Genomic DNA, 24,456 nt, shown 5'->3' on the forward strand with positions numbered 1-24,456 from the left:
GGCTCACACCTGGGTCCGATGGAAATTGAGGAAGGAACGGGAGGCGGTGGGCCCGCGCTGGTTCTGGTAGCGCGACCCGTACCGCTCGGACCCGTACGGCGACTCGGCGGGCGAGCTCAGCCGGAACATGCAGAGCTGCCCGATCTTCATGCCCGGCCACAGCTTGATGGGCAGCGTGGCGAGGTTGGACAGCTCAAGGGTCACGTGACCGCTGAAGCCGGGGTCGATGAACCCGGCGGTGGAGTGGGTGACGAGGCCGAGCCGGCCGAGGCTGGACTTGCCCTCGAGGCGCGACGCGAGGTCGTCGGGCAGGGTGATGACCTCGTACGTCGAGGCGAGGACGAACTCACCGGGGTGGAGGATGAACGGCTCGTCCCCCTCCGGCTCGACGAGCCGGGTCAGATCCGCCTGCTCGACGGACGGGTCGATGTGCGGGTAGCGGTGATTCTCGAACACCCGGAAGTAGCGGTCGAGCCGCACGTCGATGCTCGACGGCTGCACCATGGATTCGTCGTAAGGATCGATCCGGACCCGCCCGGCGTCGATCTCGGCCCGGATGTCCTTGTCTGAGAGAAGCACGCACCGAGGATACGCAGAGCGCGCGGGACCGCCCCAATCGGACAGCCCCGCGCGCCTCGGTGACCGCGGCGTTCGCGGCCGGTTCAGCCTCGCTGGTGCGGCTACCGCTTCTGCAACTCCACCGGCACGGCGTGCCGCAGCCGCGCGCAGCGGGGACACCGGATGAGCCGGCCGGGACCGAGCCGGTCGGCCTGCTGCATCGGGAACGAAGTGGTGCTGAACACGTGCCCTTCGGCACAACGGACGACGGTGCGCTCCATCAAGTCCTCGGGTCCCTTCCCCAGAGCCGTTTCGCGAGAGCCACGAGCCGTACGGGAGCCGTGTCCGGCACCGCCGGACGACTCACGGCGAAAGCCACATTACGGGATCAAAGGGACGCCACTCCAGGCGGCACTCCGCACGTCCAGGTCCCACCCGAGGGCCCCGACCATCCCTCCCGAAGGGCCCCACCGTACGCCCCAACTCCCTTCGCCCGCAGTCACGCAGACCGCACGCAGCGCAGCGGGGCCTGGGCGCGGCGGCGCTCTGGAGCTGGGATGGGGTAGAGTGTGCGACGGTACGAAACCGGTTCAACCGGTGTATCGCGCGGGTGTAGTTTAGTGGTAGAACATCAGCTTCCCAAGCTGAGAGTGCGAGTTCGATTCTCGTCACCCGCTCCAGGATGCAGCCCCAGGTCACCGACCTGGGGCTGGTTTGTTGTACGGACCAGTGGGGCGCCCCGTAGCCCACGAGGCGCCCCACGTTGCGTGCCGACTCTCCCCCCTCAGCGGGTCGTACCGTCCCCCGGCCACGTCTGCGGCAGCGGATCGACCGCCCTGGTCAGCGTGTACCGAAGGGCTTCGGCGAGCGCCGTGTCGACGGTGGCAGCCACCTGGCGTACCAGCTCTGAGCGCTCCCACAGCATCAGCGCCTGCGCCGCCGCGTCCCGAATCTGAGGGCGCCGGTCACCGATGGCGCCGACCAGCCCGGCCTCGGCCGGGTGGCTGTCGAGCACTGAAGCCGCTCCGGCGTGGTGCAGCCTTCGTACGGACTGGATCGCGTTCAGCCGGACATCAGTTGACGGATCATTCAGGACCTCGGACAACGGATCGAGGGCGGCCGGATCGGCAGTGTCGCCCAGGGCCATCGCCGCGGAGACTCGGACCGTGGTGTTGTCCGCCCGTAGGCGCAGGGTGTACCGCTCTACGGGCGGTGGGCTGAGGCGCTTGAGGCGGGTGTAGCCCCACGCCGACCTCGGGAAGGTGTCGGGGTACGCCAGGGCGCCCCGGCTCATGAGCTTGCGGAGCAGGCGGTTCTTCGGGGGGGCGGAGGTCCAGGAGGTCGCGGAAGGGGGCCACGTCCCGGTCCGGGTTCAGCTCTGCCGCGACTCGGATCGCCAGTCCGTGGAGGTCGGGTTCGTAGAGGTCGTCGAGATGGTCCAGTGCGGACAGGCGCGTGACGAAGCACATGACGGCGGCGTCGGCTCGGGGGCCGCCGAGCGTGTGGAGGGCCAGCAGAGCTCTGCGGAAGTCTTTCTTCCGGTCACGGTCACGGTCGCTGAGCAGGGTGGTTTCGGCCTCTTCAGGGCTCAGGACGGCATCGGCATCAGCCTCTTCGGGGGTGCTTGTCATGTCGGCCTGCCTGCCTGTCCTTCTCGTGTTCGTGCGCGCCCCGCGGAGGGGCGAGTTCGGGCCAACCCGCATGGTTTCGGCCGCCGATCGCCGGGAGTTGTCCGCGATCTCTCCCGGAATTGTCCGTGATCGGTAACGGAGGGATCCCCGAGCCCCCGGGGCTCGTCCTGCGGGGTGGTCGGGAGGCGGCCGGAGATCGGCGGGGACTGTGTGGAGAGGGGCGGACATGGCACGGCATGGCGGCGGGCGGGGCTGGTACGGCAAGGTCGTCGGGGCGGCGCTCGGGGTGATGATGCTCGCCACCGGTGCTTCGGTGTGGACCGCGCAGGCCGGTGCCGCGGACGAATCGGCGCCGCAGGCGGACGCGCCGGCCAAGCCCGGCAGTGACGTCAAGCCGGTCTCCGCGACCATCGCGCACGCCTCCGACGCGGGCAAGCGCGGCGTCAACATCACCATCGACGACGGCCCCGACCCCAAGTGGACCCCTCAAATGCTCGACCTGCTGCGGCAGTACGACGTGAAGGCCACGTTCTGCATGGTCGGTACGCAGGCGCAGGCCCACCCCGACCTCGTGAAGAAGGTGGTCGCCGCCGGGCACCGGCTCTGCGACCACTCGGTCTCGCACAACACCGCCATGGACAAGGAATCCGGGACCTACCAGTCCCAGCAGATCCTCGACGCCGAACGCATGATCACCAAGGCCTCCGGGGGCGTACGGCCCATGTACTACCGCGCGCCCGGCGGCGCCTTCACCCCCGACAGCCGCAAGCTCGCCGCCTCCCGCGGCATGCGCCCGCTGGGCTGGAACGTCGACAGCAAGGACTTCGAACGCCCCGGTGCGGACGCCATGGTCGCCACCGTCCAGCGGGAGTTGCCCAACGGCCCGACCGTCCTCTTCCACGACGCGGGCGGCGACCGCGCCCAGACCGTCGAGGCCCTGCGCCGCCTCCTGCCCTGGATGAAGCAGCAGGGCTACACCTTCGGCTTCCCGGTGCGCTGAGCCCCGGCCTCCCTCGCCGTGCAACCCCCGGGTCGTGGGCCCGGGGGTTTTCCGCTGCCCGGATGGGTGGGTGGGTGCGCCGAGGTGGAGATGGAGACGGCCGCCAAAAGGGCTTCCCCGCGGGGGCCGCTACCCTCGGACCCGTGAGCGGGGGTGACAGGCAGCGCATGGCGAACTTTCGCGTCAACCTCGTCCCGGCGGTGCTGGCCTTGGCCAACCCGCCGTGGCAGCGCGACGTGTGGCTGGACCCGTCGGTGTTCGAGAACCTGGACCACGTCTTCCACACGCTCTTCGACGACTTCTGCGATGCCGACGATCCGGAGCGCTACCTCGGCATCAGCCTGAGGACACAGGAAGAGGTCGAACTCATGCGGCAGCTCGGCGCCGCACTCGACGCCGCGATGGCCGACGCGCCCGGCGACACCGACGAGGAGTACCTCGCCACGAGCGCGTGGCCGGACGTGGTGACCATCGCCGGACGCCTCGCACAGGTCATGGTCGCGAACGATCTGAGCGAACTCGTCGCGCTGCACGAGCCCGAGGCATCGGCCGCCGCACCGCGGTTCCCCAAGGGTTAGGGCCACACCCCGTGCTCAGAGCGCGATGAGGCCCGCCGGTGTCGGCCTGAACCCGCACGCCTCGAAGTAGAACGGCCGCAGCTCGTCGTCGAAGTCGACGTGCAGCCATTCGCAGCCGGCCGCGCGGGCGCCTCGGGCGGCCTCGGCGACGAGAGCGGCGCCCACCCCGGTGCGGCGATGGGTGGCCGCGACCACCGTGTCCAGGATGAACGCGTGGACGCCGCCGTCCCACGCCACGTTCACGAATCCGACGAGGTCGCCGTCGCTGCGGGCGCAGACCCAGCCGAGGCTGTGGCGGCGTGCCTGGCCGAGCCAGTCGATGTCCAGCGGCCGATGGCCGAAGCCCTCCGCGTGGAGCGCGTTGACCGCCGTGTTGTCGAAGTCGCCTCGCCATTCGTACGTATGCGTAGTCGCCACGACGTGAGCGTAGACCCGACGCGAGCGAAGATCCGTCGTGGCCCCACAACAGGCCCGCCCGCCGCTCAGGCGCATCACGCCTCCCCCAAGACACCCCGACGGCACCCACCCGTCCCGTCCCATTCACCTCACGCTGGTGAAGTGGCTGCACCGTACAAGGACGTAACAAAGCACGTTTCGAGGAGTTCTTCATGGCCGGACCGCGTCTGTCCCGTCGTCACCTGATAGCTGCCGGTTCCGTGGCCGCCGCCACCGCGGTGGCCGTGACCCTCACCGCGTCGGCGGGGGCGTCCGACACCAAGGACCAGGCCCAGCGGGCCATCAAGGGCGGGAAGGCGAAGAACGTCATCCTGCTCATCGGCGACGGCATGGGGGACTCCGAGATCACGCTCGCCCGGGACTACACGGTGGGCGCGAACGGGCGCCTGAACATGGACAAGCTGCCGCTGACGGGCGCGTACACGACGTACGCGGTGCACAAGGACGGCTCGCCCGACTACGTCACCGACTCCGCCGCGAGCGGCTCCGCCTGGGCCACGGGCGTGAAGACGGTCAACGGCCGCATCTCGAAGACGCCGGGTACCGACAAGGCCGTACCGACGATCCTGGAGCTGGCGAAGAAGAACGGGTACGCGACCGGCTCGGTCACCACCGCCGAGCTCACCGACGCGACCCCGGCCGTCCTCGCCGCGCACGCCACCGACCGCAGCTGCCAGGGCCCGGCGGACATGGCCAAGTGCCCGGCGGACACCATCGCCAAGGGCGGGCCCGGCTCGATCGCCGAGCAGAGCGTGAACCACAAGGTCGACGTCCTCCTCGGCGGCGGCAAGCAGCGCTTCGACCAGAAGGTCACCGACGGCAAGCACAAGGGTCGTACGGTCACCGAGCAGGCGAAGCGGCTCGGCTACCAAGTCGTCACCAATGACCGCGAGTTGAAGAAGGTCAAGTCCGTCAAGGGCGGCAAGCCCGTCCTCGGGCTCTTCGCGCCCGGCAACGTCGCCGTCGAGTGGACCGGCAAGCCCGCCGCGAAGGGCGGCACGGACCCGCAGCGCTGCACCACCTCCAACCCGAACCGCCCGGCCGGCACGCCCGCGCTGCAGGACCAGGCGAGCAAGGCGATCAAGCTCCTCGAGGCCAAGCAGAAGTCCGCGAAGAGCAAGCAGGGCTTCTTCCTGCAGATCGAGGGCGCCTCGATCGACAAGCAGGACCACGCGGCCGACCCGTGCGGCCAGATCGGCGAGACCGCCGCCTTCGACCGCGCCGTGAAGGTCGCCCGCGACTACGCCGCCAAGCACCCGGACACCCTGGTCGTCACCACCGCCGACCACGCCCACACCAGCCAGATCGTCCCCCTGGAGGCCCAGCCCCCCGGCCTGTCCTCCACCCTCGTCACCAACGAGGGCCAGCAGCTGAAGGTCAACTACTCGACCAACACCCCGGGCCAGTCCCAGGAGCACACCGGCACCCAGGTCCGCATCGCGGCCCAGGGCCCGCAGGCGTACCGCGTCCTCGGCGTCACCAACCAGACGGACCTGTTCACGACGGTGCGTGAGGCATTGCGTCTGCGCTGACACACACGTGCCGACACACACGTGCCGACACACGTGCTGACACACACGCGCACGCTCTGCTTCTTGGCCGCCTGCCTGCCGGGCAGGCGGCTGCCGAGGTACGTCCGTCAGCCGAGACGCGGCCACCCGGCCGGAATACCCGTGCGCACCCCACCGTTGCCCCTGTGACGCCCTTGGCGAGGTCCCGGTCACCACCAGGCAGAGGATGGCGAGATGACGCACGAGGAGAAGGCCCAGGTCAGCGCCGCGGAAGCAGGCTCGGACGGTGCGCAGGACGCCGCACGGCAGGCGCGGTTCGGGAAGCTGCCGGAGCGGGTGCGGCCCGAGGACACGGTCGAGGAGCGTCCGGCTGTCGCGCCGGACCCGGCTCGGGACGCGTACAACGCGGACGAGTGGCTCATACGCAACGTGGGCTGACAGCGCTCACGGAGGAGACTGCCCCAAACTCACGGGGGGGGGCTGCCCCAAAACTCACGAGGGGGGGCTGCCTAAAAACTCACGGGGAGGGCTGCCCCAGCCATTCGCCCGAGCCGTTTGCGGCGCCCGTCGACCCCCGGCCTGTGCCCCAACCTTCCGCACAGCACCGCCAGTTGAGTGTGGCCGAAGACCAGTGCCTGCCGAGACGGCAGTGCTGACGTGAGGCTGCTGTGCCCGTAGGCTCCGTCCTCGTTGCCCGAGCGGCGGCGTTGCTTCGTGGATCTCCGATCGTTGATCTGCTCGTGCGGTGAGCCAGGCCGGGCCCAAGAGGCGGGTGGGGGCAGGGATCGACAGCGCTGCCGGCGGTGGCCTCCCGTGGGCAGGTGAAGGGAGAACCCCCGTGCGCATGACCGACATCGAGCGCTGCGAGATCCGCCCCGGGCGCCTCGTGGAATGGACGCTCCACCCCACCACCGTCACGGCCGCCGAGGCCCTGCCGGACGACGCCCGCCCACCCGCGTACGTACAGGAGTCCCATATCCGCACCGCGCGCACCGTGCGCGAGGACGGACTCTTCGTACCGACGTGGCTCGGCACCGCCTTCGACATGCCCGGGCCGGTCGATCTCGACGTGCTCCAGGGCGCGCTGCAGACCTGGATGCTGCGGCACGAGACGCTGCGCAGCGGGTTCCGGTGGGCCGACGACGAGATGCGGCGCTTCACGCTGACGGCCGACGACGTCGCGCTGCACCGCGAGGACGTCGGCGAGTTCACGGACGCAGCGGCGCTCACCCGCTACCTGCGGGACCGCTTCGACGTCGCCGCGGACGCGCTGACCTGGCCCAACTTCCTCTTCACCGCCGTCGTCAGGGACGACGGCACCAGCGTCTACGCGGCGTTCGACCACAGCAACGTCGACTCGTACTCCCTCTGCCGCATCACCGACGAGATCCACGAGCTGTACGCGGCCGGACTCGAAGGGCGGACCGTCGCCGCGGAGCCCGTCGCCAGCTACGTGGACTTCTGCGCGAGCGAACGCACCGACGCCGACCTCATCGACGACACGCACGACATCGTCGCCCGCTGGCGGGAGTTCATCCAGCGCTGCGACGGGAAGCTGCCGAACTTCCCCGTCGACCTCGGCCTCGACCCCGAAGGCCCGCTGCCCGAGCAGAAGTTCCTGCACGAGATGCTGGTGGACGACGCGGACGCCGCGGCCTTCGAGGCGCACTGCCGCCCCTACGGCGGCAGCCTCGTCGGCATCGTCGCGGCCGTCGCCCTCGCCGCCCGCGAGATCAGCGGCCTGGAGGTGTACCGCACGGTCGTGCCCTTCCACACCCGGATCAAGTCCCGGTGGGCGGACTCGGTCGGCTGGTACGTGGGCGGCGCGCCCATCGAGATCCCCGTGGCCCGGACGACCGACTTCGACTCCGTGCTCCGCATGGTCCGCGCCGCGCTGCGCGAGGCCCGCCCGCTGTCCCGCATGCCCATCGCCCGCGTGCTCGCGCTCCTGGGCAACGACTTCCGGCCGACCTCGCCCGACCTGTACTCGATCGTGTCGTACGTCGACTCCCGCGGCATCGCCGGCTCCGAGCGCTGGCAGGACCTGAAGGCGTACGGCCTCATCCGGGTGTCGTACGGCGACCAGGTGTGCGCGTGGGTCACCCGGATCCAGGAGGGCCTGCAGTTCGCCTGCCGCCACCCGGACACGGATCAGGCGTACAAGAACATGCGGGTGTGCATGGAGTTGCTGCGGGAGCGGGTTGTGGGGGTGGGGCGGTCGGGGGCGTCTACGGCGGGCGCCGTGGGTGCGGTGGGCCGGGTGCCGGGTCAGATGAGTCAGACGGGCCAGATGGGACAGTCGGGTCGGTCGGGTCAGTCGGGCCGCGTGCCCGGTCAGCAGGTGGTGCGGTAGGGGAGGTCCGGCAGATACGTACGCCACTCCTCCCGGGACAGACCCGAGCCACCCGTGCGGTCGCACACCGCGGCCACCAGGTGCTCGGGGTCGAGCGCGTACTTCTGCGTGGGGACATGGGCGCCGCCCGCGTACAGCGTCTTGCCGTCGGCACTGAAGGCCAGCGACGTGATCGAGTCGCCGGGCGTGGGCAGGGGCGAGCCGAGCGGGCGGCTGGACGGCACGTCCCACAGCCGGACGGTGCCGGAGTGGGTGGCGACGGCGAGCGTGTCGTTGTCCGGGGAGAAGGCGAGCGCGCTGACCAGGTCGTCCTCGGGCGCGGGCGCGGCGTCGGCGTCCGCGGCGGTGAGCACGGCGAGGCGCCTGCGTCCGGCGCCGTCCCAGACGGTCACCCGGCCGTAGTCGTCCCCGGCGGCGAGGTACTGCCCGCCGGGGCTGAACGCCAGCTCGCCCGCGACGGTGCCGCTCAGCGACTTGGCGACGGTCTTGCCCGAGCGGAGGTCGGCGATCGCGTTCCCGGAGGCGAGCAGGGCCGAGTCCGGGCGTAGCGCGAGCCCGACGCCGGAGATGCCGGGCAGCGTCCTGACCTTCTTGGGCCGGCGTCCGGAACCGATGTCCCACACCTCGGTGGACTCGCCCATCGTGGTGCGGGACACGAACAGGCGGCCGCCGTCGGCGCTGAGCACGATGTCGTCCATGCCGCTCATGCCCATGTCGTCGACGCCCACGTCGACCACCGCGTGCGGGCGGCGGGCCCTGACGTCCCAGACGGTGACCCGCGCCCGCTGTGGCGAGTCGCTGCTCATCATGGTCTGCGCCTGCCCGTAGGCGAAGTACGCGCCGTCGGCGCTGAACGCCATGGCGTCGGAGCACTCGTCGGACTGCTCTTCGGCCTGCTGCGGCTCGGCGACGAGCTCGCCCGACTCGTCCGTGTCGGTGCTGAGTTCGCCGGACTCCCCGCTGGACTCGACGGAATCAGATTCCATGTCGCCGGGGTCGACGGGACCGCCGGGCGAGGGCGGCTCCTCGGTGGCCCTGGGGCAGGGCTCCACCGGCGGCTTGAAGACGGTCCGGCCGGTCAGGGTGTCGATCAGCCGCAGCTCTCTGCCTCCACTTGTATCCGTGTCCGTGTGGCGTACGACGGCCTGGGTGCGGCCGTCCGGGGTCGACTTCCCCTCGGAGAAGTAGTCCTCGCGCCATGCCGCACGGGTCGCGGCCCGCACGCTCAGCGAGTGCACGACCGCCCTCGACTCGTTGAAGTAGCGGACGGCGCCCGCGTCGAGGTCGAGTTCGAAGCCCAGGGACGCGCTGCCCGCGGTGGTGTGGCGGAAGACGGGCGCGTCCGGTGCGGCGAGGCGCCACAGCTCGATCCCGTCCCGCGTGGCGGCCACCGCGAACCTCGCGTCCGCGCTGAAGCGGACGTCCTCCATGCCCTCGCTCGCCACGCGTGGCGCCTGCCGGCCGGTGCGCAGGTCCCAGCGGCGGATCTCGCGTTCGCCGGCGCGCGCCAGGTGACGGCCGTCCGGCGTGAAGACGAAGGTGGCGTCGTCGCAGTCGAGCAGCTTCTTGTTCTTCGCCAGGGCCATCCAGGGGCGCGTGATCCGGGAGCGTTTGGCAATGTCCCAGAGCTCCACGGGGCCTTCCTCGCCGCATCTGGCGAGGTGGCGGTCGTCCGCGCTCAGCGCCACGGTCTGCGACTCGTCCGGCTGCCGTTTCCTCATGCTGAGCAGGGTGCGGCCACTGCGTACGTCGAAGAGCTTGGTGGCGGTGGTGTCCGACTCGGGCGGGCCGTCCGCGCCGTCCGGTCCCCACATCTCGTCCAGCGCCACCCGCCTGCCGTCCGCCGAGAAGGCCAGGCCGTCCGGTGCGGTCACGGGCAGGCGGCTGAGCACGCGTCCGGCATGGACGTCCCACAGGACCGTGCGGTCGTCCCGCTGCACGGCGAGGATCCGGCCGTCCGGGCTCATCGTGACGTCCGGCCTGTCCGTGACGAGCTTGCCGAGCCCCGGATACGTACGCGCCGCGGGCTCGCGGCCGCGCATGTCCCAGGTGCGGACGCGCTGCGCTCCCACCGCGACGAGCGTGCGGCCGTCGGCGGTCAACTCCGTCGCCACGGCCTCGGATTCGGCGCCGGGGCGGGTGAAGGACGACACCTCGGCCTGCGCCATGGCGCCCACGAGCGCCGCGCGGGTCTCGGTGGACCGCGCGAGGCGCCAGGCGGCGACGCTCAGCCGCATCGAGGTGACCGGGTCGTGGTCGCGCATGGTGGCGGCGGCCGCGGCGATGCGGCGGGCCTCCGCCTCGACGTGCCGGCGCTCGCTCGTGCGGCTCTCCCGCCACGCCATCGCGCCCGCCACCACCGCGAGCACCACGAGGACGGAGAGGGCGCCGGTCAGGGCGTGGCGGCGGCGCCGGGCGCGGGTGCGGGACCGGCGGCTGGCGGTGAGGAAGTCCCGTTCGAGGGGGGTGAGGTCGGCGGTCCCGGGGCTGGAGTCGGTGCTGGTTCCGGGATTGGTGCCGGTGTCCGTGAAGTGTTCGTCCGCGGTGGTCAGCCGCGTACCCCGGTACAACGCCCCGCGGTCGTCGGCGAGTTCCCGCCAGATGTGCGCAGCCTCGGTGAGGTGGCGGTGGGCGCGCAGCCGGTCGCGGTGGGCGTCCACCCAGGCGCCGAGCCGGGGCCAGGAGGTGATGAGGGCCTCGTGGGCGAGGTCGACGGTGTCGTCGTCGAGGGTGATGAGCCGGGCGCGTGCCAACTCGTCGACCACGGCGTCGACTTCGTCGCGGTCGCCGAAGTCGAGTTCCGCGCGGCGGATCGGGCGCCGGGTGTCCTGCGCGCCCTCGCCGGGGGCGATCAGGCGCAGCAGGATGAGGCGGGCCAGTTCCTTGCGGTCGTCGGAGAGCCGGGTGTGTACGTCCTCGGCGGTGCGGGCGATGGCGCCGTGCACGCCCCCGGTGGCTTCGTACGTCTGGAGGGAAAGGGTCCTGCCGCGTCTGCGCCGCCAGGTCTCGCGCAGCGCGTGCGACAGCAGGGGGAGCGCGCCGGGTTCGCTGCCCGCCTCCTTCACGAGGCGTGCGGTCAGCTCGCGTTCCACGAGGAGGCCCGCGGTCTGGGCGGGTCGCACGACGGCCTGCCGCAGTTCGGCGTCCGACATGGCGGTGACGAGGAGACCGGCGTCGGACAACGTGTCGGCCAGCTCGCGGTGTTCGGCGCAGCGGCCGTAGAAGTCGGCGCGCACGCCGAGCACGACACGCAGTCGGCTTTCGGGATTCCGCGCGGCCAGGAGCGCGTCGATGAACTCCGCGCGCTCCCGCGGGTCGCGGCACAGCGTGAAGACTTCCTCGAACTGGTCCACGATCAGCCAGGTGTCGCCGTCCCGCGCGGCGGGCGTGAACACGTGCGTGTGCGTACGCGAAGGGTGTTCGCCGGGGGTGAGGATCCGGATGGCGGCGGAGCGTACGCCCTCGGGACGTACGCCCTCGGGACGTATGCCCTCGGGACGTATGCCCTCGGAAGGCGCGTCGTCGGAGCGGCGCAGGCGGGGTATGAGCCCCGCGCGCAGCAGCGAGGACTTGCCGCTGCCGGACGGGCCGAAGACCACGGTGAAGCGGCGCTCGGTGACGCGCCGCAGCAGGTCGTCGGTCAGCCGCTCGCGGCCGAAGAACAGGCCCTCGTCGTCGGGCTCGTAGCGCGCGAGGCCCCGGTACGGCGACCGCGCCGCGTCGTCCTCGGTGTCGGCGGGCGGCTCCTCGTCCTGCTCCCGCACCGCCTCGCGCAGGCGCCGCTCCCACTCCTCCGGGTCGGCCCCGCAGGCCTCGGCGTACGCGCGTACCACCGCGAGCGACGGCAGCCTCTCCCCCGCGGCGGCCTGCGACAGAGCCGTCACCGAGTACGACGCCTGCCGCGCCATCACCCGGTACGACGGGGCACCCGCCTCCTGCCGCAGCTTGCGCAGCTCCGCCGCGAACCGAGCCGCCGGCCCGTCCGTCGGATCGAGCGGCTTCTCCCGACGCCCCACCCTGGTCCCCGTCCCCCGTATCCCCGTAGCCCCGTTGATCAGCCCGGCCAAACCTACGAGCCGCCGACCGGCCCGGCAAGGAATGCCCGGGGCCCGGCGGTGCGCACCGGGATTGTTCAGCGGCACCGGAACGGGGTGCTGAACAACGCCGCACGCTGTGGACTCTTCGTCGTCGGCACGACCGCGGCCCGCCTCCGCGCGGCCCGGTCGCACCGTCGTTCCGCGGGTTTCCCAGACCTCCCCGCGGGGGTCGGCCCGCGGCAGGGAGGGATGAGACATGTCTGCGACCACGATTCGGGGGACCCGCCCGCGCAGGGCGGTCACGGGCATCGGCGTCGCCGGGGCGTTCGCGGGGCTGTTGCTCGGCGGGGCGCCGTCCGCGGGGGCTGACGACACGGGGACGCGCTCGGCGAGCGCCGCGCCCATCGGCTTCCACGGCGCGTCCAGCACCGGCAACGCCAGGATCAGCGGGACGTACCAGTACTGGTACGCGGGCAAGGACACCGCGGGCCGTCCGTTCTACGACGGCAAGTTCTCGGGCGCCACGGCGCGGGACCGCAATCCCGGCGACAAGTATCAGGCCGTCCTCGCGCTCAAGTACGACGACTTCGTCGGCGGCGGCTGGCGGACCGTGAAGAACCGGGTGGCCGTGGTCAACGGCAGCAAGTCGTGGAGCTTCAAGAACAAGGCGAACGTCACCGCGTACGCCTGCGACCGCCACAAGAACAGCAAGAAGCTGATCAACTGCCGCGCCTGGCGGTTCTGACCCCGCGTCGGACCAGAGCTGGGCGTGGGCCCTCGCCGGACGGGGGTCGGCGAAGGCCCGCACCCCCGCCCGGCGTGCTCAGTTCCACGCCCCCGACAGGCGGCGCGTCACCACCGAACTGAGCACGCGCACGCCGTGCGTCGACGCGGGCGCGATGCCCGTGAGTTCGCGAACGCGACGGAGGCGGTAGTCCAGGGTGCGGGGGTGCACGTTCAGGGCTGCCGCCGCGTTCGCGCGGTTCATGTCGTGGCGGTAGTACGCGTCGAGGGTGGCGAGGAGGTCAGGGCCCGGGTCGAGTCGGCGGGCCACCGTGTGGAGCCAGTCGTCGGCGGGCGGGACGTCCGCCACCGCGAGCTCGACGAAGACGTCGGCCAGGGTGTGCGGGCCCGGCCACGCGGGCGCCCGCCGCAGCGGGGCGGCCCTGCTGATCCGCCGGGCCCGGTCGAGGGCGTCGGCAAGGTCGGACCGGGACGCGGTGGCCGCCCCGGCGGCGCAGGGGCGGCCGAGGGCGCCGGCGAAGTCACGTACGAGATCGCAGACGAGGTCGGGCACAGAGCCGGGCACAGGGCCGGACAAGGAGGTCAAGGAGGCCGAGGCAGGCGGGACAGGCGAGACGGGCGACCCACCCCCCTCCACCGAACCCACCGGAACCACAGCGATCAGCTCCCCACCCCCGCCGCCCTCCACCCCGCACCACACCACCGGCACCTGATACGTCTTCACCAGCGCCTCGACCTCACCCCCCAGATCACGCTCCCCGGCCGCCCCGCACTCCGGCACCCGGATCACCGTCACCACCCACCACTCGGGCACCTCCATGCCCATCCCCCGCCCGAGCTCCACCGCCACGGGGTCCCCGGCGAGCAGCGACCTGGCAAGGAGCGCGACCTGCTCCCCGTACGGAAGGCGGCGCCGCAGCCCCGTGGCGAATCCCGCGCAGTACGCGCCGATCCCGCGCTCGCCCTGCGGGGCGAACCAGCCCATCATCCGCAGGAGTTCGTCGGCGCCGCCGCCGCGCTGGGCGTCGGTCGCCTCGTTGATCTCGCGCAGCATGAGGGCGGTGTGCAGGCGCAGGATCCGCTGCCGTGATTCCAGGGACAGTCCCGTACCGGCCCGCGACTCGCCCATCGACGCGATGAAGCCGAGGTCGGCTTCCGTCAACTCGCCGCCGTGCGGGGAGAGTTCGATCGTGCGGCGGCGCAGCCACACGGCGTACTCCAGCGTCTCGGCCCTGGTCCGGGGGTCCGCGTCCAGGCGGGCGAACTCCGGGATCTCGCGTACGTACGCCTCCACCTCCCGGCGGGCACTGGCCGACGCCCGCCGGGCCAGTTCCTCGAAGAGGCTGCCCATGCGCGGGAGCATGCCATTCCGGCAGAATTGATCGACAGATGAAAACCGGACGGGGTTTATCACTTCGCGTGAATCGATGAAGGCCATACCATCGCCACTTTTGTCATCGTGCGCAAAGTTTCCGGAACGAGCAGCTCTTGTCGTTCGATCCTGTTGTGGGGGCCGCGGCGGCATGGGACTAATGCAAATGTCCCAAGTCCCGAGCAGCAAGCCCAAGGGAGGGAAACTCCGATGAGAGCGGAAATCAAAAGGAGAAGCGCGGCGGCGGTCGCCGTCATGTCCGTATCGGCGGCACTCCTGGTGACGGCGCCGGGCGGCAGCTCGGCCGCGCCCCCACCCGAAAAGCCCGCACCCGCCCAGGCCGACGCCGCCGCCCCCAGCCTGCGCGCCTTCGGCATCACCGGCAACGGCACCCTGATGGCCACCTTCACCACCGACAAGCCGCAGCAGCTCGACTGGGTCAGGGCTGTCACCGGCCTGACCGGCGACCAGAAGCTGGTCGGGATCGACTTCCGGGTCCAGGACGGACTGCTGTACGGCCTCGGCGACAAGGGCGGGATCTATACGATCAAGACCCCTCCGGCGGTCCCGGAACCGACCCTCGCCAAGGTCTCCCAGCTGGAAGTCGCGCTGTACGGAACGAACTTCGGCGTCGACTTCAACCCGGCAGCCGACCGCCTCCGCGTGATCAGCGACAACGGGCAGAACCTGCGGCACAACCTCAATGACGACACCACGATCGAGGACCCCAACCTGACCACCCCGCCGGCCGGCCTGACCCGGGGCGTCACCGCGGCCGCCTACACGAACAACGACCTGAACGCGGCCACCGCGACCACGCTGTTCGACATCAACACCACCACCGACCAGGTCGTCATCCAGTCCCCTGCCAACAACGGCACCCTCGCCCCGACCGGCGCCCTCGGCCTGAACGCGGGCCCCAACGCGGGCCTGGACATCTACTCCACGCTGTCGGGCGGCAAGACGAAGGACAACGCCGCCTTCGCCACGCTCATCCCGTCCGGCGCGAGCACCTCGTCCCTCTACACCGTCAACCTCCTCACCGGCGAGGCCACCTCCGTCGGCCAGTTCCCCCTCGACATCACGGACCTGGCCATCAGCCTCACCGGAAGCTGAGCCCGCGTACGAGACCACAGGCCTGGAACTTCGGGGAGCGGGAAGGCGTTGGCAGGTAGACCCGCGGTTCCTGTGCGGGTGACCGGAACGACATGGGCAGAAGCCGAGGTGGCACGCATGGCGATGTGGGATCGGATCAAGGACCAGGCCAAGGGTCTCCAGCAGGGGCAGCAGGGGCACGGCTCCGGCGGGCACGGGGCCGGTGGGCACAGCCGGCCCGGGTCGGGGTCGAAGGGCTCGAAGGCCCAGCTCGTGAGCATGCTCAAGACCCAGCTCACGTCTTTGAAGACCGAGCTGAAGAGCGGTTCGTACCGGGACGCGAGCATGGCCATGTGCGCCCTGGTCGCGGCCGCCGACGGCACCGTCGACCCGGCGGAGCGCCAGCACGTGGAATCCCTGATCCTGCAGAACGACGTCCTGCAGAACTTCCCGCCGGAGCAGCTGCGCCAGCGCTTCAACAAGCACGTCGACCAGCTCTCCTTCAACTTCCAGCAGGGCAAGGCCGGCGTGATGCAGGAGATCGCCAAGGCCGCGAAGAAGCCGACGGAGGCGCGGGCGGTCGTGCAGACCGGCTTCGTCGTCGCCGGCGCGGACGGCTATGTCGCGCCGGCCGAGGAGCAGGTCCTTCGCGAGGCCTGCGCCGCCCTCGGGGTGTCCCCGCAGGAGTTCGGCCTCTGAAAATATCTGTCGTCGGGACATGAGAATTTGGTCCGAGGCGCGATGAAGTTTCCTCGCCCGACAGCGACCGGACAGTGAGCGTAAATTCACTTATCACGTCCCGACGATCGCGCCGTGCTACTGTCGAGGGTAGTTGCAGTCGTGGTTCCCAAAAAGGTTGTTCTCTTCCGAGGGTAATCATCACGGCGACACGGGGTCCGCACAGGGTGGACTCCGAGCACCGTCCCGAAGGAGAAAAAAATGGCTGCTGGTACCGTGAAGTGGTTCAACGCGGAAAAGGGCTTCGGCTTCATCGAGCAGGACGGCGGCGGCCCGGACGTCTTCGCCCACTACTCGAACATCGCCACCCAGGGCTTCCGTGAGCTGCTCGAGGGCCAGAAGGTGACCTTCGACATCGCGCAGGGCCAGAAGGGCCCGACGGCGGAGAACATCGTTCCCCAGTCGTAACGCGACAGCGATTCATACTTCGCAGCTGGGGCCCGCACCTTGGGGTGCGGGCCCCAGCTCGCTGCGTTTTCCGGGGTCCACCTGAAAAGGCCCCGTTTCACCCCTGCATCACCCCCGGCTCGTTCTTGCAATTCTCTGCGCTGTTCATCTTCTGCGGGAATTCCTTGGTACGTGCCACGTCAAGGAAGGTTCCCCGTTGAACCGCGCACGCACAAATGACCGCGATCGCTATGCCCGCACCCGCGGCGCCGGTAACGCCGGCTCCGGCAGGGGCGGCCGCCGTTTCGGCGCCCCGGCCTCCGGCCGCTCGGGCGCCCCGGCTCGCGGCAACGGCTCCCGGGGCGGCGGCTACGGCCGCCGACCGAGCGCCCCGCAGGGCGAGTTCGCCCTGCCGAAGACCATCACCCCCGCGCTGCCCGCCGTCGAGACGTTCGCCGAGCTCGCCATGCCCGCGGAGCTGCTCGCCGCCCTCGGCCAGGAGGGCGTGACCGTGCCCTTCCCGATCCAGGCCGCGACCCTGCCGAACACCATCGCGGGCCGCGACGCCCTCGGCCGCGGCCGCACCGGCTCCGGCAAGACCCTCGCGTTCGGCCTCGCCCTGCTCACCCGGCTCACCGGCCGCCGTGCCGAGCCCCGCCAGCCGCTCGCCCTGGTCCTCGTACCGACCCGCGAGCTCGCCCAGCAGGTCACCGACGCGCTCACGCCCTACGCACGCTCCGTGAAGCTGCGGGTGGCCACCGTGGTCGGCGGCATGTCGATCGCCCGGCAGGCCGGCGCGCTGCGCGGCGGCGCCGAGGTCGTCGTGGCGACGCCGGGACGGCTCAAGGACCTCATCGAACGCGGCGACTGCAGGCTGAACCAGGTCGACATCACCGTCCTCGACGAGGCCGACCAGATGGCCGACATGGGCTTCATGCCCCAGGTCGTCACGCTGCTCGACCAGGTGCGCTCCGGCGGCCAGCGGATGCTGTTCTCGGCCACCCTGGACCGCAACGTCGACCTCCTGGTCCGGCGCTACCTGACCGACCCGGTGGTGCACTCCGTCGACCCGTCGGCGGGCGCGGTCACGACGATGGAGCACCACGTACTCCACGTACGCACCGCGGACAAACACCGCACCACCACCGAAATCGCCGCCCGTGAGGGCCGGGTGATCATGTTCCTGGACACCAAGCACGCGGTGGACCTGCTCACCAAGCACCTGCTGACCAGCGGTGTCCGCGCGGCCGCGCTGCACGGCGGCAAGTCCCAGCCGCAGCGCACCCGGACCCTGGCGCAGTTCAAGGACGGGCACGTGAGCGTGCTCGTGGCCACCAATGTCGCCGCGCGCGGCATCCACGTCGACCAGCTCGACCTGGTCGTGAACGTGGACCCGCCCACCGACCCCAAGGACTACCTGCACCGCGGCGGCCGCACCGCCCGCGCGGGCGAGTCCGGCAGCGTCGTGACCCTGGTGACGCCCGACCAGCGGCGCGCGATGAGCAGGCTGATGGCGGACGCGGGCGTGTCCGCGCAGACCACCGAAGTACGGTCCGGCGAGGCCGAGTTGACCCGGATCACCGGAGCGCAGGCGCCCTCGGGCGTGCCGGTCGTGATCCGCGCGCCGGCCGCCGAACGACCCAAGCGCGGGGCCTCCTCCTCGCAGCGCGGGCGGCGGGGCCGCGGCGGCCAGGGGCGGACCGCCAAGCCGAAGGCCTGAGCGCCGGCCGGGGGCGGTCGGAAGCCCGACCGGGCAGCCCCCGGCCCGGCCGAGGGCCTAAGGTCTGCATAAGGGTCCTCCACCAAGACCGCCAGAACCGGGCACGCGCCACCCCCAACGGCGTCGGCCCAGTGCTCCGTTCAGCACCCCTCCTCGACTCTGTGAGGCATCATGCGCTGCGTCATCGCCAGGTTCCCGTTCGACCTCTCCAAGGCCGAAGTACTGGCCACGATGAAGGACGTCGTGCCCGAGCCCGTCACGGGCGGCGAGTACGTGATCATCGGCCGTCGCAACTACCCGGCCAAGCAGGTCGGCGCGGTCATCACCCGGCAGGACCGCCGCGACTTCACCAGCGGTGAGGTCACCCGCGCCATGACCCGCCTCGGCTTCACCTGCCGCAGCGGGCAGGAGACGGCGGCGCCCGAGGCCGCGTTGCCGCCCGTCCAGGCCGCGTCCGCGATGCTCGGTGGCCCCTCGGCGCCCCTCGGCGGCCCTTCCGCCCCTCTGGGCGGTCCCCAGGCCCCGCTGGGCGGCTCCGCGCCCCTGGGCGGCATCGACCCGCTGGAAGGGTGAGACGCGGCGAAAGCCGACACCACGTACGGACGAGGGGCCCTGCCGAGAGACATCGGCAGGGCCCCTCGTTCGTTGCGGCGCGGCGGCGGGGGCGCCCCATGGTGTTGAATTTCCCCCGGGGCCCAGGTGCCGTACGGCATCGGGGCCCTTCGACGCGTTGCACAACGAGGTGACATGACAGCAGATATCCCGCTCAGTGGTCGTCTGGACGACGACGACTACCCCGCGTACACGATGGGCCGGGCCGCAGAGATGCTCGGCACCACCCCGGGTTTCCTCCGGGCCATCGGCGAGGCACGCCTGATCACGCCCCTCCGGTCGGAGGGCGGACACCGGAGGTACTCCCGCTACCAGCTGCGGATCGCCGCCCGCGCCCGCGAGCTCGTGGACAAGGGCACCCCGATCGAGGCGGCCTGCCGCATCGTGATCCTCGAGGACCAGCTCGAAGAGGCCCAGCGGATCAACGCGGAGTACCGGCGGGCGGCGGGAGGATCGGCGGGAGAGAAGAAGAGCAGCAACGGCAACGGCCAGTCCCCGGTCCCCTGAAGGCGACCGCTAGTCCGCGCGCAGCGACCGCCAGATCCGGTCCGGCAGGACACGGACCGCCTCGTCCAGGTCGACCTCGTACGCCGTCGACAGCCAGCGCTGGGCAACCTCCACGACCGGGCCCATGACGAGGATCTCGATCAAGTGGGCGGGGAGCGGGGCCATTTCACCGGCGGCGATGCGGCCGTGCAGCCAGGCCGCGATGGGGGCGAACGCCGCCTCCTTGGCGGTCATGACCTCCTGGGCGTGGTTCGCGAGATAGCGGGAGTGGACACTGGCGTGCAGGAAGAGGGCCACGTCGCGGTGTTGGCGGGTGAAGTCCAGGTAGGTCCGGACCAGGGCACGGGTGCCGGTGCGGGCCGTGCGGGAGCGGATCACCTCGGGCACCACCCGGTCGCAGAGCTGGTCCGAACAGCGGATGTACAGCGCCGCCGCGAGGCCGTCGAAGCTGCCGAAGTGGTGGTACAGGCTGCCGAAGCTGACTCCGCTCGCCGCCGTCACCGCGTTGACCGTGAAGCCGGGGCGGCCCGAATCGGCGTACACCCGCAGAGCCGTGTCCAGGAGCAAATCGACGGTGGCCTCGCCACGCTGCTGCTTGGGCGCCATGCGGAACAGCGTAGTCCAGGACCCAGCAGCAGAGACTTTTTCTAGAAAAAGTCTCTAAAAGAGCGGCTCCCTGGGACACACTCTCTGCCATGGTCAGTCACGAGTCCCGGCCGGAGCCGCAGCAGCCCCCACAGCAGCCCGTGCACACGCCCCTGCCCGGGAACCCCTACGCCCAGCCCGAGCCCCCGGCCCCCACGGGGAGCACCTCCCGCACCCGCGCGCTCGCCATCGGTGCCGGGGTCCTCGCCCTGGCGGTCGTCGGTGCCGGGGTCTTCTTCGTCACGCGGGGAGACGGGGACGGAGGGGACGGTGGTTCCCGCGAGCCCGCGGCGGCGGCGTCCAAGGGGTCGCAGGAGGAACGGGATTCGGCGGACGCCGGACGGAAGTCTCCCGAGGCCGACGGCGAGGGCAAGGACGACGACGGCGGTGTCGTCGACGTCAACGCCGGACGCAAGCCCGGCGAGGCCAAGGCCTGGCTCGCCGCCAATGACGTGAAGCTGCCCGGCAAGGGCACCACCGTGCAGGACCTGTGGCGCTGGGGCGGCATCGTCGCCCAGGGGATGTACAACGAGGTCACCGCGTGGAAATCCGCCGACGGCACCAAGGCGTGGGCGGTGCGGCTGCCCGGAGAGCTGTGCGACACCCCCGTGAATCCCTCGTCCGACGGCAAGGTCGTCGTGGCCTACACGGTGAGCAAGTCCCAGAGCAGCAAGAAGTGCAACCAGCTCCAGATGATCGACCTGAAGACCGGCAAGAAGGGCTGGCACAAGCAGCTCGTCGAGCACGACCTGTCCGACGGCACGACCATGACGCACGTCTCGATCTCCGGCTCCACCGTCGTGGTCGACCAGGACTCCACCGCCCACGCCTACCGCGTCCGCGACGGCAAGCGCCTGTTCACCACCAAACAGAACCCTGACGGAGGCTGCCTCCTGACGGGGGTCGCGGGCGGCAGCAAGCTGCTCCAGACGCAGATCTGCGCCCCCGCGACGTCCGACCAGAGCGGACGTCTCCGCAAGGTCGATCCCCGTACCGGCAAGGTCGAGTGGACGTACAAGACCAAGAAGAAGTGGTCGATCGACAAGGTCTACTCCGTGGATCCGATCGTCTTGGCCCTGCGCAGCCGCGGCGGCGTCGACGACTGGGCCGTCGTCGCCATCGACGAACGGGGCCGCCAGCGCTCCTGGTTCGAACCCCGCGACGGCAAGACCGAGTTCGGGATGTGCAACGAGTCCGGGGACTCCGGCGAAGGCACGCAGAACTGCCCCGGCGGCATCGCCGACAGCGACGGCGACACCTTCTACCTCGCGAGCAGGCCCAAGGACATCCTCGGGCCCAACAAGATCACCGCGTTCGACCTGCGCAACGGGAAGGTCAAGTGGACCGCTTCGTACCCCGGGCGGCAGCTCCTGCCGGTGTCCGTGAGCGGTGACGACCGGCCCGGTGTGGTCGTGTACGCGAAGCCCAAGGGCGAGACGGGGAACGGGCGGACCCTTCGGTTCGGCCCCCGCGGCGGCAAGCCGGACGTGCTCCTTCGGCACACCTCGGCCGCCCGGAAGATCGAGACCTACATGTTCGCCGGGCACACGCTGTACGCCGACGGGCGGTTCTACGTCGCCCACTCCCGCATGGACGGCAACGCCGTCGGCACAAGCCGGGACGCGCAGAAGGGGCGGATGCTCTCGTACGGGCGGTGACGATCCGCCCACGAGCCGTCCCGCCCACGGTGCCGACAGTCCCCGCAACCCCTCGCGTCCCCTTCATGGAGCCACGATGACCCACCCGTCCTCACCGCCGCCCCCGCCCGAGCAGACTCCTCCGGGCTCCTTCGGCCCGCCCCCGCCCAGCCATCCGGCCGGTTTCGGGCCGCCCGTCGCCCCGCCGCCCGGCGGCTACGGGCCTTCGCAGCCGCCGGGGCCCCACCTGTCGGCGCCCACGCCGCCCCCGGGCGGTAGGTCCGGAGGCTCCCGGGGCCGTCTCGCGATCATCACCTCCGCCGTGCTGGCCATCGGCCTGATAGTCGGCGGCGGTGTCTGGTACGCCGCCACGCAGGGGGACGACGGCAAGGACAAGGACAAGACCGCGGCCAAACCGAGCGACGACGGCGCCGGACCCGCGTACGAGAAGCCCCGGGAGCGGGTGCCGACCAACCCCAAGGCCTTCTTCAAGGGTTCCGCGCCGCAACCCGACCTGCCCAAGGGCGAGTTCAGCACCTGGGAGGTGAAGGGCTCCTGGCTGACCGACAAGGTGTACGCGAAGGCCTCCGTCGACCGGATCACCGGCATGGACCCCGCCACCGGCAAGGACGTGTGGAAGCTGCCGAAGCACGGCATGTCCTGCGCGGGCTCCCCTGACCTGGGCAAGGGCAACATCGCCGTCGTGGTCGTCCAGGAGAAGCGGACCGACGAGAACGAGTACCGCATGCCCTGCACCGAGGTCATGGCCTTCGACGTCGACAACGGCAAGAAGCTGTGGACCAAGTCGGTCAACGTCGGCTACCAGAAGGAGAAGACGGCGTTCAACCAGGTCACCATCAGCGGTGACACGGTCGCCGCCGGCGGCATCTACGGCGGCGCGGCCTTCGACCTGCGCACCGGCAAGCTCCTGTGGAAGCCGAAGACGGGCGAGAAGTGCGCGGACCTCGGCTACGGCGGCGGCGATCAGCTCGTCGCGGTCCGCGCGTGCGGAGAGATCGGCTCCGAGCGGTACGAGGTGCAGGCGCTCGAGGCCTCGGGCAAGCCGAAGTGGACGTACAAGCTGCCCGCGGGCGTCAAGAAGCCGAGCGTCGTCTCCAGCAGGCCGGTGGTGTTCGCCCTGGACGCCGGGGAGATCTCCGCGTCCGGCGCGACGGAGGCCTTCTCGCTCGACGAGCGCGGCAGGCTGCGCGCGAAGATCGCGCTCACCGAGGGCAAGTACATGCACGCCTGCGGCACCCAGTCGATCATCCAGGACTGCCGGGGCATCGTGGCCGGCAACGGCAAGCTGTACGTCCCGACCGCGAGGCGCGAGGGCGCGAAGGAGTACACGTCGACGAACGACATCGTGTCGTTCTCCCTCGCCACCGGGAAGCCCACCGGCGAGCGGCTCGAAGGCGGCGACAACCACCCCGTCTTCCCCATCCGCATGGACGGCGGGAACCTCCTCGTCTACAAGAGCTCCCCGTTCACGCAAGTGGTCTCCGTCAACGGCAGGACGCGGAAGCAGACCACGCTCCTCGACGCCGGCGCCCGGCCCGGCGGGGTGCCCGCCCTGCGGTCCGAGCTGCTCTACACCAACGGCAACCTGTACCTCAGCACCGACCTGATCTCCCGGCCGAGCAGCAAGGGCCCGAAGCCGGTGATGGTGTACGGATTCGCCGCCAAGTAGGCGTCGAGCTGCTCGCACCCGTGATCTAGCCTTGTCCCGGGGAAAACCGGGGAAAGCCCGGAAAACCGGGGAAAAAGGGATGGTCGGCCGATGCTCGGCGTACAGAGCGTGCTGCGCGCGGAGTGGCAGACGGTGGCGCTCGCCTCCTGGCGGGAGCTGCGGGCGCGGCGCCTGGCCGGGGTCGCGCTCGCGGTGGCGGCGAGCGTCGCCATGATCGGTCTGCACGGGCTCCAGGAGCTGGCGGCCACCGACCGGTACGTGCGCCTTGTCGGCGAGGTCCGCGCCGATCAGCCGCTGTGGGTCTCGCTCCTTCGCACGCCCGTCTCGGTGCTCGTGCCGACGCGGGACCAGCTGCCGTGGGGCGGCCTTCCGCGCCTGATCCTGTCGCTCGGTCTCGCCCAGTTGCTGCTCGGCTGGAAGCGGACGGTTCTCGTCGGGTACGCGGCGACGCTGGCCGGCACCCTCAGCGCGCGGGTCATGGTGGCCATCGGGCCCGACCACTTCGCGGGGGTGCCGGCCGCGTACGCGCACGACGTGGACACCGGGGCGTCCGCGGCCGTGCTCGGCCTCTTCACCTATCTGTCGGTACGGCTGCGGGCGCCGGTCCTGTGCCTGGTGACCGTCGTCCCGACCGTCGTGGGCTCGTTCCTGAAGCCGAACCTGGCCGGGCGCGAGCACATCGTCGCCTTCGTGCTTGTCGCCGCCGTGGCCCTGGTGCAGGAGCGGCGCAGGCCCGGCGAGCTCAGAGCGCCCCGAGGTCCGACGACACCCAGCGCTCCGGACGGAGCCGGATGACCACCTGCTCGCCGTGCTCCTTCCACGCCATCTCGACGTACCCGTCGACCTTCTCGGCCGGAAGGTAGCGGGCGGAGATCTCGTGCAGCAGCTCGCGGGTCGCGGGCTCCGTGGCGACGACGGGGCCCTCGACGGCGACGTACCGGATCGTCGGATCGAGGCGCTCGACCATCAGCGAGAAGCGGCCCGCGGCGGCGATCAGGCGGCCCTTGCGCGAGTCCCGCCCCGTCATGATCCACACGTCGCCGCCGGGCTCGTACTGGTACCAGATGGGGACGGTCAGCGGCGCCCGGTCGTCCTGCCCCGAGTTCACCGCGAGCGCCGCGATGTGCGGCTCGGCCAGGAACTGTTCGCGCTCTTCACGGGTGAGAGCCATGTCGGTCTCCTTCA

The 24,456-nt window shown here is 71.1% G+C and carries 22 protein-coding genes, 1 tRNA gene and 1 pseudogene; 16 read left to right on the top strand and 8 right to left on the bottom strand.

Annotated features, from left to right (window positions below; genetic code table 11):
• Positions 1-3: 3 nt before the first annotated feature.
• On the bottom strand, positions 4-579 hold the full coding sequence (dcd, locus tag IEY91_RS12325; RefSeq protein WP_164322621.1) for a dCTP deaminase: 576 nt from the start codon (positions 577-579) through the stop codon (positions 4-6).
• A gap of 101 nt (positions 580-680) precedes the next feature.
• Positions 681-803 carry a hypothetical protein gene (locus IEY91_RS42340; protein ID WP_268240871.1) on the bottom strand — a complete coding sequence of 41 codons (123 nt, stop codon included), beginning with the start codon at positions 801-803 and terminating at the stop codon, positions 681-683.
• A 361-nt stretch (positions 804-1,164) separates the two neighbouring features.
• Between IEY91_RS42340 and IEY91_RS12330 the strand changes: the two genes are divergently transcribed.
• Positions 1,165-1,238: transfer RNA gene (locus IEY91_RS12330), tRNA-Gly, on the top strand.
• Positions 1,239-1,342: 104 nt separating this feature from the next.
• Here IEY91_RS12330 and IEY91_RS12335 read toward each other — a convergent pair.
• Positions 1,343-1,852 (bottom strand): HEAT repeat domain-containing protein, encoded by a 510-nt coding sequence (locus IEY91_RS12335; protein WP_189173986.1) that lies wholly within the window; start codon positions 1,850-1,852, stop codon positions 1,343-1,345.
• Positions 1,853-2,415: 563 nt separating this feature from the next.
• Between IEY91_RS12335 and IEY91_RS12340 the strand changes: the two genes are divergently transcribed.
• Entirely contained in the window at positions 2,416-3,189 is a 774-nt protein-coding gene (locus IEY91_RS12340; protein ID WP_164322645.1) for a polysaccharide deacetylase family protein, read from the top strand.
• Between the two features lie 167 nt (positions 3,190-3,356).
• Positions 3,357-3,767 carry an SCO4402 family protein gene (locus IEY91_RS12345; RefSeq protein WP_189173987.1) on the top strand — a complete coding sequence of 137 codons (411 nt, stop codon included), beginning with the start codon at positions 3,357-3,359 and terminating at the stop codon, positions 3,765-3,767.
• Positions 3,768-3,782: 15 nt separating this feature from the next.
• Here IEY91_RS12345 and IEY91_RS12350 read toward each other — a convergent pair whose 3' ends face one another.
• A complete protein-coding gene (locus IEY91_RS12350; RefSeq protein WP_229696901.1) occupies positions 3,783-4,184 on the bottom strand; it encodes a GNAT family N-acetyltransferase in 402 nt (133 codons plus the stop codon).
• A 191-nt stretch (positions 4,185-4,375) separates the two neighbouring features.
• Between IEY91_RS12350 and phoA the strand changes: the two genes are divergently transcribed.
• The 3 genes from phoA to IEY91_RS12365 all read left to right on the top strand — a co-directional run bounded on the left by phoA (position 4,376) and on the right by IEY91_RS12365 (position 8,087).
• On the top strand, positions 4,376-5,755 hold the full coding sequence (gene phoA / locus IEY91_RS12355) for an alkaline phosphatase (RefSeq protein ID WP_189173989.1): 1,380 nt from the start codon (positions 4,376-4,378) through the stop codon (positions 5,753-5,755).
• A 213-nt stretch (positions 5,756-5,968) separates the two neighbouring features.
• Positions 5,969-6,172 carry a hypothetical protein gene (locus IEY91_RS12360; protein WP_189173990.1) on the top strand — a complete coding sequence of 68 codons (204 nt, stop codon included), beginning with the start codon at positions 5,969-5,971 and terminating at the stop codon, positions 6,170-6,172.
• 406 nt (positions 6,173-6,578) lie between these two features.
• Positions 6,579-8,087, top strand: a complete 1,509-nt coding sequence (locus tag IEY91_RS12365) for a condensation domain-containing protein (protein WP_229696902.1) — start codon at positions 6,579-6,581, stop codon at positions 8,085-8,087.
• Here the strand turns inward: IEY91_RS12365 and IEY91_RS12370 are convergent.
• Positions 8,069-12,103: an nSTAND1 domain-containing NTPase gene (locus IEY91_RS12370; protein ID WP_189173991.1), complete on the bottom strand. Its 4,035-nt coding sequence runs from the start codon at positions 12,101-12,103 to the stop codon at positions 8,069-8,071. The two genes, IEY91_RS12365 and IEY91_RS12370, sit on opposite strands and share 19 nt — an antisense overlap.
• Before the next feature lie 277 nt (positions 12,104-12,380).
• On the opposite strand from IEY91_RS12370, the gene IEY91_RS12375 reads away from it, so the two are divergent.
• On the top strand, positions 12,381-12,869 hold the full coding sequence (locus IEY91_RS12375; protein ID WP_189173992.1) for a hypothetical protein: 489 nt from the start codon (positions 12,381-12,383) through the stop codon (positions 12,867-12,869).
• A gap of 78 nt (positions 12,870-12,947) precedes the next feature.
• Here the strand turns inward: IEY91_RS12375 and IEY91_RS12380 are convergent, their stop codons facing one another.
• Entirely contained in the window at positions 12,948-14,219 is a 1,272-nt protein-coding gene (locus tag IEY91_RS12380) for a helix-turn-helix domain-containing protein (RefSeq protein ID WP_189173993.1), read from the bottom strand.
• 231 nt (positions 14,220-14,450) lie between these two features.
• On the opposite strand from IEY91_RS12380, the gene IEY91_RS12385 reads away from it, so the two are divergent.
• The 6 genes and pseudogenes from IEY91_RS12385 to IEY91_RS12410 all read left to right on the top strand — a co-directional run bounded on the left by IEY91_RS12385 (position 14,451) and on the right by IEY91_RS12410 (position 19,299).
• Positions 14,451-15,356 carry a DUF4394 domain-containing protein gene (locus IEY91_RS12385; RefSeq protein ID WP_189173994.1) on the top strand — a complete coding sequence of 302 codons (906 nt, stop codon included), beginning with the start codon at positions 14,451-14,453 and terminating at the stop codon, positions 15,354-15,356.
• A gap of 117 nt (positions 15,357-15,473) precedes the next feature.
• A complete protein-coding gene (locus tag IEY91_RS12390; RefSeq protein ID WP_189173995.1) occupies positions 15,474-16,034 on the top strand; it encodes a tellurite resistance TerB family protein in 561 nt (186 codons plus the stop codon).
• A 240-nt stretch (positions 16,035-16,274) separates the two neighbouring features.
• Positions 16,275-16,481: a cold-shock protein gene (locus IEY91_RS12395; protein WP_164322658.1), complete on the top strand. Its 207-nt coding sequence runs from the start codon at positions 16,275-16,277 to the stop codon at positions 16,479-16,481.
• A gap of 196 nt (positions 16,482-16,677) precedes the next feature.
• The gene (locus tag IEY91_RS12400) at positions 16,678-18,180 is read left to right on the top strand and encodes a DEAD/DEAH box helicase (RefSeq protein ID WP_189173996.1); all 1,503 of its coding nucleotides are present in this window, start codon (positions 16,678-16,680) and stop codon (positions 18,178-18,180) included.
• 171 nt (positions 18,181-18,351) lie between these two features.
• Positions 18,352-18,654 (top strand): annotated as a pseudogene (locus IEY91_RS12405) (SCO5918 family protein); the annotation flags it as partial.
• 273 nt (positions 18,655-18,927) lie between these two features.
• Positions 18,928-19,299: a helix-turn-helix domain-containing protein gene (locus IEY91_RS12410; protein ID WP_189173997.1), complete on the top strand. Its 372-nt coding sequence runs from the start codon at positions 18,928-18,930 to the stop codon at positions 19,297-19,299.
• A gap of 9 nt (positions 19,300-19,308) precedes the next feature.
• Here the strand turns inward: IEY91_RS12410 and IEY91_RS12415 are convergent, their stop codons facing one another.
• Entirely contained in the window at positions 19,309-19,905 is a 597-nt protein-coding gene (locus tag IEY91_RS12415; RefSeq protein WP_189173998.1) for a TetR/AcrR family transcriptional regulator, read from the bottom strand.
• Between the two features lie 89 nt (positions 19,906-19,994).
• On the opposite strand from IEY91_RS12415, the gene IEY91_RS12420 reads away from it, so the two are divergent.
• The 3 genes from IEY91_RS12420 to IEY91_RS12430 all read left to right on the top strand — a co-directional run bounded on the left by IEY91_RS12420 (position 19,995) and on the right by IEY91_RS12430 (position 24,066).
• A complete protein-coding gene (locus IEY91_RS12420) occupies positions 19,995-21,602 on the top strand; it encodes an outer membrane protein assembly factor BamB family protein (protein WP_189173999.1) in 1,608 nt (535 codons plus the stop codon).
• A gap of 76 nt (positions 21,603-21,678) precedes the next feature.
• A complete protein-coding gene (locus tag IEY91_RS12425; protein ID WP_268240864.1) occupies positions 21,679-23,271 on the top strand; it encodes an outer membrane protein assembly factor BamB family protein in 1,593 nt (530 codons plus the stop codon).
• 90 nt (positions 23,272-23,361) lie between these two features.
• Complete coding sequence (locus tag IEY91_RS12430) at positions 23,362-24,066, top strand: hypothetical protein (RefSeq protein WP_189174000.1); 705 nt, start codon at positions 23,362-23,364, stop codon at positions 24,064-24,066.
• Here the strand turns inward: IEY91_RS12430 and IEY91_RS12435 are convergent.
• On the bottom strand, positions 24,014-24,442 hold the full coding sequence (locus tag IEY91_RS12435) for a pyridoxamine 5'-phosphate oxidase family protein (RefSeq protein WP_164322672.1): 429 nt from the start codon (positions 24,440-24,442) through the stop codon (positions 24,014-24,016). The genes IEY91_RS12430 and IEY91_RS12435 overlap by 53 nt on opposite strands.
• Positions 24,443-24,456: the final 14 nt, after the last annotated feature.

This window comes from Streptomyces lasiicapitis, from assembly GCF_014646335.1.
GTDB lineage: Bacteria > Actinomycetota > Actinomycetes > Streptomycetales > Streptomycetaceae > Streptomyces > Streptomyces lasiicapitis.